General features: G+C 71.3%; 6 protein-coding genes and 3 pseudogenes. 3 read left to right on the top strand and 6 right to left on the bottom strand.

Annotation, left to right across the window (positions count from 1 at the left end; all coding sequences use genetic code 11):
• Positions 1-26 precede the first annotated feature (26 nt).
• A complete protein-coding gene (locus CSR00_RS27835; RefSeq protein WP_099025616.1) occupies positions 27-2,030 on the top strand; it encodes an NADPH-dependent 2,4-dienoyl-CoA reductase in 2,004 nt (667 codons plus the stop codon).
• 65 nt (positions 2,031-2,095) lie between these two features.
• On the opposite strand, the gene CSR00_RS31435 is transcribed toward CSR00_RS27835, so the two are convergent.
• From CSR00_RS31435 to CSR00_RS27825, 3 genes and pseudogenes are all read right to left on the bottom strand, one after another.
• Positions 2,096-2,647: a YceI family protein gene (locus CSR00_RS31435; RefSeq protein ID WP_245906662.1), complete on the bottom strand. Its 552-nt coding sequence runs from the start codon at positions 2,645-2,647 to the stop codon at positions 2,096-2,098.
• A 120-nt stretch (positions 2,648-2,767) separates the two neighbouring features.
• Positions 2,768-3,442: pseudogene (locus tag CSR00_RS31430) on the bottom strand (GGDEF domain-containing protein); the annotation flags it as partial.
• A gap of 461 nt (positions 3,443-3,903) precedes the next feature.
• Positions 3,904-6,483, bottom strand: coding sequence for a bifunctional FO biosynthesis protein CofGH (locus CSR00_RS27825; protein ID WP_099025614.1), 2,580 nt, complete (start codon positions 6,481-6,483; stop codon positions 3,904-3,906).
• A gap of 202 nt (positions 6,484-6,685) precedes the next feature.
• Here CSR00_RS27825 and CSR00_RS31425 point away from each other — a divergent pair, with 202 nt between their 5' ends.
• The gene (locus CSR00_RS31425; RefSeq protein ID WP_245906660.1) at positions 6,686-8,176 is read left to right on the top strand and encodes an MSCRAMM family adhesin SdrC; all 1,491 of its coding nucleotides are present in this window, start codon (positions 6,686-6,688) and stop codon (positions 8,174-8,176) included.
• A 251-nt stretch (positions 8,177-8,427) separates the two neighbouring features.
• On the opposite strand, the pseudogene CSR00_RS31690 reads toward CSR00_RS31425, so the two are convergent.
• Positions 8,428-8,916 (bottom strand): annotated as a pseudogene (locus CSR00_RS31690) (hypothetical protein); the annotation flags it as partial.
• Between the two features lie 316 nt (positions 8,917-9,232).
• Complete coding sequence (gene mshB / locus CSR00_RS27810; protein ID WP_099025613.1) at positions 9,233-10,129, bottom strand: N-acetyl-1-D-myo-inositol-2-amino-2-deoxy-alpha-D-glucopyranoside deacetylase; 897 nt, start codon at positions 10,127-10,129, stop codon at positions 9,233-9,235.
• 71 nt (positions 10,130-10,200) lie between these two features.
• Here mshB and CSR00_RS27805 point away from each other — a divergent pair, with 71 nt between their 5' ends.
• Positions 10,201-11,718, top strand: a complete 1,518-nt coding sequence (locus CSR00_RS27805) for a chloride channel protein (protein WP_099025612.1) — start codon at positions 10,201-10,203, stop codon at positions 11,716-11,718.
• A gap of 30 nt (positions 11,719-11,748) precedes the next feature.
• Here CSR00_RS27805 and CSR00_RS31420 read toward each other — a convergent pair.
• Positions 11,749-12,090 (bottom strand): annotated as a pseudogene (locus tag CSR00_RS31420) (hypothetical protein); the annotation flags it as partial.

The following is a 12,090-nucleotide window of genomic DNA, read 5'->3' as shown; positions in this document are numbered from 1 at the left end:
GCCCGGCCCCCGGCCCCTATCCCCACCTGTTGTCGCCGCTGGACCTCGGCTTCACCACGCTGCGCAACCGCGTCGTCATGGGCTCGATGCACACCGGGCTGGAGGACCGGGCCAAGGACACCGACCGCCTCGCGGCGTACTTCGCCGAACGCGCCGCCGGCGGGGTCGGACTGATCATCACCGGCGGCTACGCGCCCAACCGCACCGGTTGGCTGCTGCCGTTCGCCGCGCAGTTGGTGTCCCCGGCCGAAGCCCGCCGGCACAGGTCGATCACCGCACCCGTGCACGAGGCCGGCGGCAAGATCCTGCTGCAGATCCTGCACGCCGGGCGGTACGCCTACCACCCGTTGTCGGTGAGCGCGTCGTCGATCAAGGCGCCCATCAACCCATTCCGGCCCCGACGGCTGTCCGCCCGCGGCGTCGAGCACACCATCGACGACTACGTCCGCTGCGCGACGCTCGCACGCGAGGCGGGCTACGACGGTGTGGAGATCATGGGCAGCGAAGGCTATCTGCTCAACCAGTTCCTGGCCCCGCGCACCAACAAGCGCCGCGACCGCTGGGGCGGCAGCCCCGAGAACCGGCGACGGATGCCCGTGGAGATCGTGCGCCGCACCCGCGCGGCGGTGGGCCCCGATTTCATCATCTGCTATCGAATGTCCATGGCCGACTACGTCGAAGACGGCCAGAGCTGGGACGAGATCGTCGCCCTGGCAACCGAAGTGGAATCGGCCGGGGCGACGATCATCAACACCGGCATCGGGTGGCACGAGGCGCGGGTACCCACCATCGTCACCTCGGTGCCCGCCAACGCCTTCGTCGACATCAGCAGCGCGGTGGCCCAACACGTCGACATTCCCGTCGTGGCGTCCAACCGCATCACCATGCCCGAGTCCGCCGAGCAGATCCTCACCGACACCCACGTGCAGCTGATCTCGATGGCACGCCCGTTGCTGGCCGACCCCGACTGGGTGAGCAAGGCCGCGGCCGACACCGCCGGGCAGATCAACACCTGCATCGCCTGCAATCAGGCCTGCCTCGACCACGTCTTCGCCCACAAAACGGTTTCGTGCCTGGTGAATCCACGCGCGGGCCACGAGACGCGGCTGGTGCTGGCGCCCACGCGGCGGTCGCGGTCGGTGGCCGTGGTCGGTGCCGGCCCCGCCGGCCTGGCCACCGCGGTCGGAGCGGCGCAGCGCGGACACCGCGTCACGCTCTTCGAGGCCAACGACTTCCTCGGCGGGCAGTTCGACATGGCGCGACGCATCCCCGGCAAGGAGGAGTTCGACCAGACCATCCGGTATTTCACGACGATGCTGGACACACACGGCGTCGAGGTGCGGCTGGGCACCCGGGCCGGCGCCGAGGCGCTGGCCGGTTACGACGACGTGGTGTTGGCCACCGGGGTCAGGCCGCGCCTGCCGAGCATCCCGGGCATCGGCCACCCGATGGTGCTGACCTACCCCGAGGCGATCTACGGCCACCGGCCGGTGGGCGCCCGGGTGGCGGTGATCGGCGCGGGCGGAATCGGTTTCGACGTCAGCGAACTCCTGGTCACCGACGAGTCGGCCACCCTGAACCTCAAGGAGTGGAAGGCCGAATGGGGTGTGGCGGACCCGCAGGAGGCGCGCGGTGGCCTGACCACCGCGATCCCCGCACCGCCGGCCCGGGAGGTATACCTCCTGCAGCGCAGCCCGGGACCCCAGGGCCGCCGGCTCGGCAAGACGACCGGATGGGTGCACCGGGCGGCACTGAAGGCCAAGAACGTCCAACAGCTCTCCGGTGTCAACTACGAGCGCATCGACGACGCGGGACTGCACATCAGTTTCGGTGCCGAGCACGCCCGTCCCCGGGTGCTCGAGGTCGACAACGTGGTGATCTGCGCCGGCCAGGATCCGGTGCGCGACCTCGAAGACCAGCTGCGCCGCGGCGGTATCGATCCGTACATCATCGGCGGCGCCGCGCTGGCGGCCGAACTGGACGCGAAACGGGCCATCCGGCAGGGCACCGAGCTGGCGGCGCGGCTCTAGGACACCGACCGGCCGACCGCGGGTGCCCGGTCGGCCGTCCGGGCACCCGGGCCCACGCCGGGGACTCAGGCGCTCTTGAGCGCCTCGATGGCCAGCGTGACCGTGACCTTGTCGCCGACGACCGCGCCACCGGTTTCCAGCGGCATGTCGATGTCGATCCCGAAGTCCTTGCGGTTGAGCACCACCGACGCCTCGAACCCGGCGACCGCACCGTGTCCCATGCCGGGGCTGACGCCGCCGAACTCCAGCGCCAGGGTCACCGGCTTGCTGATGCCCTTGAACGTGAACTCACCGTCGAGCAGGTACTCCTCGCCGTTGCGGCGCACCGCGGTGGAGCGGAAGCCCGCCGTCGGGAAGGCCTCGACGTTGAAGAAGTCGGCCGCCTTGAGGTGGGCGTCACGCTGCTCGTTGCCGGTGCTGACGGAGGTGACGTCGATCTCGGCGGACACCGACGCCGCGCCGTCCTCGGTGACGACGATGTCGCCGTTGAAGGCCCCGAAGGTGCCGCGTACCTTGCTCACCATCAGGTGGCGGACCGAAAAGGCGATCGACGAGTGCACCGGATCGATGGCCCAGGTGCCGGGTTCGAGGTCGGTGCCGGTCGCAACGGCGGTCATGGTGTCTCCTAGGGTCGGGGCACCGGTCGATCCGGCACCGTCACCCCGAACAAGCGGACCATGGTCCACTTTTATTCCGATCCGTGACGACCGCGGCGACAAGGGGCGCGCCCGCTTGGTCACGTACAGGTCGTAGTCGGCCAGGCCCAGAATCGTGGCCAGGGTCTCGGCACTGGTGGCGCCGGCCTGGTGGGTCCGTGCGGTCCCGACGCTGACGGCCACCCCGACCGTCGCCTCGACGTGGCGGCGCACCGTCGCCGCGGCCTCCCAGGCCGGCCCCGGGCCCGCCACGAGCATGGCGGCGAACTCGTCCCCACCCGTCCTGGCCACGACGGCCTCCGGGCCGAGGCAGGCGCGAAGCGCCTCGGCCACCCCGACGAGAACCTCGTCGCCGTGGTCGTGTCCCCGGGTGTCGTTGATCTGTTTGAAGTGATCGACGTCGATCAACAGCAGGACCACGCCGTGGGGGGCGGTCTCGATGAGGCGCCGCGCGCGACGCTGGAACGCGCGGCGGTTGGCGATGCCCGTCAGCGGGTCGGTGTTGGCCCTGGCGTGATCGCGCGCGATGATCCGCCGGATCTCCCGGGTGTAGATGCTGTGCAGCACCACCGTGCCGTTGACCACCACCAGCGCGATCAGCACCTGCGACACCGTCGCCACCGTGCTGAACTCGCCGGCCTCGTGACCGTGCACCCCGAGGTAGACGATCACCACCGAGCTGAACACGACATGGGCGGTGCGGGTGACGGGGGTGAGGAAGTGCGCCGCATAGGCGCCGATCACCGCGTAGAGCATGGCCCCGTACAGCGCCACCCGCGGGTTCTCGTAGAGCAGCACCGTGGTGGTCAAACCGGCGTTGGCCCAGATCACGAACAACTCGGGCAGAAAGCGCCAGCGGGTCTGGTTCGACCACCACACCGAGCCCAGATGGACCCGGCTGACGGCCAGGCTGACCGGCACCGCGCTCAGGCTGACCGCGACCACGATCCACCGTGCCGCACCTCCGGCGGGTCCCCCCTCGGTGAAGGTCAGCAGCAGGCCGATGGCCCCGACCACCAGGACCAGCCCGGCGATCGAGAGCCGAAACAACCGCTCCCGCAGCAGCAGGTCGTCGAGGATCTCCCGCTGCAGCCTGCGGGGCTCGCTGTCGGTGATCTCCGCAGACACCGGTTCACGATACCCAGTTCCACCGGTCCGGGTAACCGCCTCGAATGCCCTATGACCAGGGCGGGAACATCACCGGGACATCACCGGACTTATGCGGCGGTCTTGGTGTAGACCGTGGTGCGCTGCCGCGCGGGCCGACCGATGCCCTCGGCGATCGCCGCCAGTTCGGCCACCGACTTGGCCGAGCCGTGCTCGGAGCCGGCCATGCGTGAGATGGTCTCCTCCATCAGCGTCCCGCCGAGGTCGTTGGCCCCTCCACGCAGCATCACCTGGGTGCGTTCCACGCCGAGCTTGACCCAACTGGTCTGGATCTGGGAGATCCGGCCGTGCAGCATGATCCGCGCCAGTGCGTGGACGGCGCGGTTGTCGCGGTGCGTGGGCCCGGGGCGGGCCGCGCCGGCCAGGTACAGCGGCGAACTCTGGTGCACGAACGGCAACGGCACGAACTCGGTGAAGCCCCCCGTGCGGTCCTGGATGTCGCGCAGGACGTTCAGGTGCCCCACCCAGTGCCGGGGGGTGTCGACGTGGCCGTACATCATCGTCGAGCTGGACCGCAGGCCCACCTCGTGGGCGGTGCTGATGACCTCGATCCACATCGAGGTCGGCAGCTTGCCCTTCGTCAGCACCCAGCGGACCTCGTCGTCGAGGATTTCCGCGGCGGTGCCGGGGATGGTGTCCAGGCCGGCCTCGCGCAGGCTGGTCAGCCACTCCCGGATCGACATTCCACTTCTGGTGACGCCGTTGGCCACCTCCATCGGCGAGAACGCGTGGACGTGCATGGCCGGCACCCGGCGTTTGACCGCGCGCACCAGGTCGGCGTAGCCGGTGACCGGCAGCTCCGGATCGATGCCGCCCTGCATGCACACCTCGGTGGCGCCGGCCACGTGCGCCTCCCAGGCCCGGTCGGCGACCTCGTCGGTGGACAGCGAGAAGGCGTCGGCGTCGCCCTTGCGTTGGGCGAACGCACAGAATCGGCAGCCGGTGTAGCAGATGTTGGTGAAGTTGATGTTGCGGTTGACCACGAAGGTCACGTCGTCCCCGACGGCATCCTTGCGCAGCGAATCTGCCAGTGCGGCAACCGCTTCCAGTGCAGGACCGTCCGCCGTGGCCAGGGCGAGGTACTCCTCGTCGCTGCACCCGGCCGGATCGGATTCGGCGGCGCGCAACGCGGCCAACACGTCGGTGTCGATGCGCTCCGGTGCGCGCGCCGCCAGCTCGTGCACCTTGTCGCGGATGGAATCCCAGTCGCCGAACGCGCTGTCGAGATCGCTACGGGTCTCGGCGCGCCGGCCCTCGGAGTCGATGGCCTCGTGCAGATCCGTGCGCCCCAGCGACTCCGCGGCCTCGTCGGGCTCCTGCCAGGGCCGGCCCACCGGATCGACGTCGCGGGCCCACCCGGTGTCGGGGTCGGCCAGCGCGTCGACGTGCCCGCGCACGCGCGGATCGATCCAGGCCGACCCCGCCTGGACGTACCGCGGCTGGGCGGTAAGCCGCTGCACCAGCTCGTATCCGGCGTCAGCGGTGACGGCGGCGAGCTGGTCGAGCGCCGGCCAGGGCCGCTCGGGGTTGACGTGGTCGGGCGTCAGCGGCGAGACACCGCCCCAGTCGTCGACGCCGGCGCCGACGAGGGCCAGGCACTCCGCGGGTGACACCAGATTGGGGGGTGCCTGCACGCGCATGCCGGGGCCCAGCACCAGCCGCGTGACGGCGATGGTGGCGAGGAAGTCCTCGAAGCCGGCGTCCGGGGTGGCGGCCATCGCCGTGTGTTCCTTGGCCCGGAAGTTCTGCACGATCACTTCCTGAACGTGCCCGAACTCCTTGTGCGACTTACGGATCGCGTGGATCGTCGCTGCCCGCTCGACCAGGGTCTCGCCGATCCCGACGAGCAGGCCGGTGGTGAAGGGGATCGACAGCCGGCCCGCGTCGGTCAGCGTGCGCAGCCGCACCTCGGGGTCCTTGTCGGGGCTGCCGTGGTGGGCCATCCCCTTGGTTTCGAACAACCGCCGCGAGGTGGTCTCCAGCATCATCCCCATCGACGGGGCCACCGGCTTGAGGCGGGACAGCTCCGACCAGCTCATGACCCCGGGATTGAGGTGCGGCAGCAGACCGGTCTCCTCCAGCACCCGGATGGCCATCGCCCGCACGTAGTCCAGCGTCGAGTCGTAGCCGCGTTCGTCGAGCCACTGCCGGGCCTCGGGCCAGCGCGCTTCGGGCCGGTCACCGAGGGTGAACAGTGCTTCCTTGCAGCCCAGTTCGGCACCCTGCCGGGCCACGTCGACGATCTCGTCGGGCTCCATGTACATGCCCTGGCCGGCCGCGCGCAGACGTCCCGGCACCGTCACGAACGTGCAGTAGTGGCAGGTGTCTCGGCACAGGTGGGTCACCGGCAGGAAGACCTTGCGCGAGTAGCTGACCGGCAGCCCTCCCCCGGGACCGCGCCGGCCCGCGGACTCCAGGCCCGCATCGCGCACCCGCGCGGCGCTGGCGCACAGGTCGGCCAGGTCGTCCCCCCGGGCCGACAGCGCGATGGCAGCCTCGTCGAGGTTGAGGGTCACGCCGTCACGTGCGCGCCGGAGAACCCGGCGCAGTGCGGCGGGAGCGGGGACATCCTGCGTCGGCGGAACGACCGGACTGGGCAGGTCAGCGGTGCGCTGAGGGTTCAGAGCCACTCCGGTGTAACCCCTGCATGCTGATCGATCATCCGGCTGTCTCACTATCTGAAACGTCGGTGCTGCCCTAACGGCCACCACACTAGCGGTGTGGCCTACTGCACTGACACACCCGTCCGGGAAGCGAAATCCTGTGAACCGGCTGCCAGTCGAGTAAGTTGATAGCCGGGCGGGCCGCAGTCGAAGGCAGGTGGGGAGTCGGATGGAGATCTCAGCTCGCACGATGCTGACCGCCGGCGTCGCTGCGCTGACCGCCGGCGCGCTGGTCTTCGCCCCCAACGTCCGGCCCGCGTCCATGCGGAACGCCGAGGTCATCCGCCCCGTTTCGTTCGCCGCCGACACGGCCCCCCTCCCTGCGCCCGGGCCGGTGGCGCCGCTCACCGAGGAGGATCTGGAGTCGGCCCTGGCGCTGCTCGATCAGCTGGGTGAGATCAGCGGTCACGGGGCCGTCACCGTCAAGCCGGGCAGCCACCGATCCGGCCCCCGGTCCGGCGTACCCACCGAACCCGCCGAGACAGTCATCGCCGCCCCCTCGGCGACCGACCGGACGGTCGCCCCCGCCGCGGCCGTGCCGGGTGGCGCGGACGTCGACGAGGTCCCCGCCGAGCCGGGCCAGCTCAACGCCGCCTCGGACATCATCGACAACGTCTACGACGTCACCAGGTACTGGGCGAACTACGTCTCCCTCGAGCTCGGCCCGTGGCTGATCAACTGGGTCCCGTTCGGTTACCTGGTCTCCGATCAGATCTACATCTGGTACCCCGACTTCGTCCTGCCGGTGGTGGACAGCTTCGTCTACGACTTCCTCGACCCGGTGGTCAACGACCCGCTCAACCTCCAGGTCTGGCTGAACGGCATCGGGGCGATCCTGAACACCGCGTTCAACGGCGTGGTCGAGGGCATCAACGACGAGATCGACTACGTGCTGAGTTTCGGCTGGTTCCCGATACCGTTGCCGCCGCTGCCCGACTTCCCGCTGCCGGGCGCCGCGTCGTCGGCGGATGCCGTCGACGTGGCACTGGCCGCGAGTGCGCTCGCGAGCGCCGAGGACGCGGGCAGCGACGCGACGGACAAGTCCGACAAGAGCGACAAGAGCACCGACAAGGACGGCTCCACCGGTACGAGCGGGGAGGCTGGGGAGGCCCCGTCGGACCCGGCCGGGGACGAGGGCTCCACCGAGTCGACCGACCCGACGGAGTCGACGGACGCGACCGACGAGACGACCGCTCCGACCGACGAGACGACCGACGAGTCCACCGACGCGGGCAGCGAGCAGGCGCCCCCGGAGGACACCGGGCAGGACGCCGGACAGGACGCCCCCCAGGACGCCCCCCAGGACACTGAGGCACCCGCGGCCCAGGACGACGGCACCGGTTCGGAGGACACCCCGGGATCGGAAGACACCACCGGATCCGAGGACACGGCGACCGACCCCGGTTCCGATGACGAGGCGGACGCTGACGCTGAGGCGGCCGACGAGGCAGCGGCCGAGGCGGCTGCCGAGGAGGCCGCCGCCGAAGCCGAGCTCGAGGACACCGGAGGGACGAACGGCGACGCGCAGGACGGTGCTGCCTCGTCGACCGGTTCCGGAGCCGACACGGGAACCGGCTCGGGGACTGACGCGGGGGCCGACGCCGAAACCGCGACCGTCACCGTGGGAGGCGACAGCGGCTCGGGGTCCGGCGACAACTAGGCATGCTCCGGGCCGGTCCAGGCCCCAGGCCGCGAACCCAAGGGCGCGAACAGCTAGGAGTTGGCCCGGGATTTCGTGCGGGATTTCGCCTGAGGCTTCGCCCGTGACTTCGCCGGGGGCGTGGTGCCAGACTTCGCCGGGGATTGCGCCCTCCCGCGGGAAGGCGCCGATCCGGCGCGGGAACCGGCGGCACCCGAACCAGCTCCGGAGCCAGCACGGGAGCCAGCGCCCGAACCAGCGCCCGAACCAGCACCGCCCCGGCCCGACACCGGCAACCGCCGGTAAGCCATCCAGGCCGCCGGACCCGCCCCGACCGCGATGAACAACAGCGGGCTTAGCTCCATGATCCCGCGCCCGCCGAAGACGATGTCGTTGCCGGGTCCGCCGAAGGTCAGCACGAGCGCGGTCACCAACCAGGTCCACAGCGGCAGCAGCGCCACGGGCACGGACTCGGTCCAGTGCATCGCCGCCCACACCAGCGCGACGTTGACCAGCCCGGCGGCCAGCGCGCTGATCGGAAACGGGATGGGCCCCAGATAGAGCGGCAACAGGAACGCGGTCGCCACCGCACACAGGATTCCGTCGAGTGCAAGCACGGCCAGCACGGCCCGGCGCGCAGTGTCACCCCCGGTGTCACCCCCAGCATCACCCGCTGCGCCGGTCACCGCGGCACAACGGTCGGCGGTGCCGGTCAGGTCGGGACGCTGTCGAGCAGCGCGACCAGGGAACCGACCACCCACTGGAAGTTGTCCAAGCGGTCCTGCCAGTGCTGCAGGTTCGGGTCCAGATCTGGGTCCATGGGGCCGTCCCTTCCGATGTGCTGCGTGGCGAAGCTTACCGCGGACCCCCACCCCGGTGGAGGCAAGTAGTGACTACCCGGATGTCGGCGCGGTCACTACGTGAGTGTGCACGCGGCCGTTGCCCGCCGCGATCCGGACCCGTCACTCTTGGTCCACGGTGCGACGGGCGGGGCTGCGCAAGCCCCGGGGCCGAAGCACCGACGAGACCCGCCGGTGGGGCCTGCAGAGGGGGCGGCCCCGCCGGCGGCCGTCGGCCTCAGGCCCAATCCAGGCCCGCCAGAAGGTCGGTCTCCCAGCCGCGGTCGTCGACCGGGCCGGGCGTGCCGGCCACCAGGATGTAGTGCTCGTGGCCCAGGATCGGCAGCGCCAGATCGTTCGACAGCGCGCAGGCCCGTCCGGTGGGGCCGACCGTCACCTGGGTGGCGTGGGCGCGCAGCGCCTCGACCTTGTGCCCCAGCACGTGCCCGCCGTCCACGCAGGCGGTGATCTGGTCGTCGGCGTAGCCCTCGGGACCGCCGTCGGCGCTCGTCGGCACCCGCCAGGCGCCGAGGAAGTCGTCGTCGCCCAGCGTGGCGTAGGCGCCCGAGAAGGCCGACCGGGCGGTCACCGTCCAATAGAACTTCGGCACCGCCCACGGCTCGCCCGGGTAATCCGATCCCCCGGCCGCCGCCACCGCCGCGGTGGTCACCCGGTGGGCCCGGATGTGGTCGGGGTGCCCGTATCCGCCGTTGGGGTCGTAGGTGACGACCACGTGCGGCCGCGATTCCCGGATGATCGCCACCAGCGCCGCCACGGCCTCGCGCTCATCGGCGTCGGCGAACCGTGAGCGGCCCGGCCGCGGCGGTGTGCCGGCCATCCCCGAGTCGCGCCAGCGGCCGGCCCCGCCGAGGAAGACCGGCGCCTCCAGCCCCAGACACCGCAGCGCGCGGGTGAGTTCGGAGATCCGGTAGCCGCCCAGCTGGTCGGCCCGGTCGGCGGCCAGCTGTGCCCACCGCTCGCCGATCACCTCGCCCTCCTCCCCCAGCGTGCAGGTGACCACCTGCACGCGCGCCCCGCGGGCGGCGTAGTGGGCGATGGTGGCCCCGTTGTTGATCGTCTCGTCGTCGGGGTGGGCGTGCACGAACAACAGCCCGGGCTGGTCCTGGGACGGCATCGGCCCACAGTACCGGCGCCCGGTCGGTCGACCGGCGGGCACAACCGGCCGGGGTCGCATAGGTTCGGCCGGTGGACCGGCGTGTGCTGCACTACTTCAGCGGGGTCATCCTGATCGGCCTGCTGGCGGGCGTGGCCGGCATCGTCACCACGACGCTGCTGCACTGGGTCGAGCACCTGACGTTCCACTATTCGTTCGGCAGCCTGCTGGACGGGGTCAGCCAGAGCAGCCCCGTCCGCCGGGCCGTCGGTCCGATGATCGGCGGTGCGCTCGCCGGGATCGGATGGTGGCTGCTGCGCCGGCGGACCGATGTTCCCGCGCTGGCCGACACCATCCGCGACCACCGGCCCATCCCGCGGGTGGCGATGTCGATCGACGCCGCCCTGCAGGTGCTGGTGGTGGGCGCGGGCGCGTCGCTGGGACGCGAGGGCGCGCCCCGACAGCTGTCGGCGGCGGCCGGGGATGCCGGGACCTCCCGCTGGGCGTTGACCGCCGACGACCGCGAGATCCTGCTGGCGTGCGCCGCGGGAGCCGGGCTCGGGGCGGTCTACAGCGTGCCGGTCGGCGGTGCGCTGTTCGCGGCCCGGATCCTGCTGCACTCGTGGCGCCCCCGGGTGGTCGGCACCGCGCTGGTCACCTCGAGCCTGGGCGTGGCCGTCGCCTCGGTGGTGACCCACGACGCGCCGGCGCTGGCGTGGCCGCAGGCCGAGCTGTCCTACGCACTGCTGGTGCTGGCGGTGGCGCTGGCCCCGCTGGCGACCGCCGTCGGGCTGGCCTTCAACCGGCTGATGGCGGCGGCCCGCCCGGCACGCACCGTGCGGTCGTGGACGCTGATCCCGGCGATCGCGGCGGCCGGGCTGCTGATCGGGATCTGTTCGCACTGGTGGCCCGAACTGCCCGGGAACGGCAAGAGCATCCTGACGGTGAGCCTCAACAGCGGGATGACGCTGGGCGCGGCGGCGATCATCCTGGTGCTCAAACCGCTGCTGACCGCCGTGTACCTGCGCGCGGGCGCGGTGGGCGGCATGCTGACACCGTCACTGGCCGCGGGTTCGGCGGCCGGGACGGTCCTGGCACTGAGCATCAACGCGTTGACCCCGTTGAGCGTCAGCGTCGCCGCGGTCTCGCTGACCTGCGCGGGCGCGGTGGGCGGCATGCTGACACCGTCACTGGCCGCGGGTTCGGCGGCCGGGACGGTCCTGGCACTGAGCATCAACGCGTTGACCCCGTTGAGCGTCAGCGTCGCCGCGGTCTCGCTGACCTGCGCGGGCGCGGTGGGCGGCATGCTGACACCGTCACTGGCCGCGGGTTCGGCGGCCGGGACGGTCCTGGCACTGAGCATCAACGCGTTGACCCCGTTGAGCGTCAGCGTCGCCGCGGTCTCGCTGACCTGCGCGGCCGGCGTCCTGGCGATCACCCAGAACGCACCGGTGTGGGCGGCGATCTTCGTGTGGGAGCTGGCCCATCCGCCGTGGTGGCTGTTGGCGGTGTTCCTGCTCGCCACCGGGGCGGCCCACGGCCTGCGGGTGTGGCCGGTACGCCGGCGTGCGCGGCATCCCCGCGCACCGGCCGCCGAGACCCAGCCCTGAGCCAGGCCGAGACCCAAGCCCGCCCACCGGCTAGCGGCGTTTGGTCCACTCCCCGGCGTCCCCGACGATCCCCACCGGGACCGCTCCGGTGAGGCTGACGTTCTGCACCGACGGGCCCGCGGCGACGATCGTGGTGTCCTGGAGGATCGGCAGCACCGTCGCCATGCCCCACAGCCGTGGCTCGACGGTTCGGCGAACATCGACGACGTCATCGACACCGTCGAGCCACGGCTGCTCGGCGGTGCGACGATCTCGATCAACTGTCCGAATCTCGCCGACCCGTCCAGGTCGTCCATGCCGCCATCGTCCTTGCTGCGCGCGTCGACTGCGACGCTCTTTCTCATCCTCATACTTCTCTTCCTCGTCTGCATA

This window comes from Mycolicibacterium palauense, from assembly GCF_002592005.1.
GTDB classification, from domain to species: Bacteria; Actinomycetota; Actinomycetes; order Mycobacteriales; family Mycobacteriaceae; genus Mycobacterium; species Mycobacterium palauense.
The sequence above is the reverse complement of the archived record's forward strand: the minus strand, read 5'-3'. Positions and strand labels throughout refer to the sequence as shown.

Excerpts from the sequence above, each read along its gene's own strand:
- CSR00_RS31425 (WP_245906660.1), top strand. The coding sequence starts at position 6,686 with ATGGAGATCTCAGCTCGCACGATGCTGACCGCCGGCGTCGCTGCGCTG.
- CSR00_RS31435 (WP_245906662.1), bottom strand. The coding sequence starts at position 2,647 with ATGACCGCCGTTGCGACCGGCACCGACCTCGAACCCGGCACCTGGGCC.
- mshB (WP_099025613.1), bottom strand. The coding sequence starts at position 10,129 with ATGCCGTCCCAGGACCAGCCCGGGCTGTTGTTCGTGCACGCCCACCCC.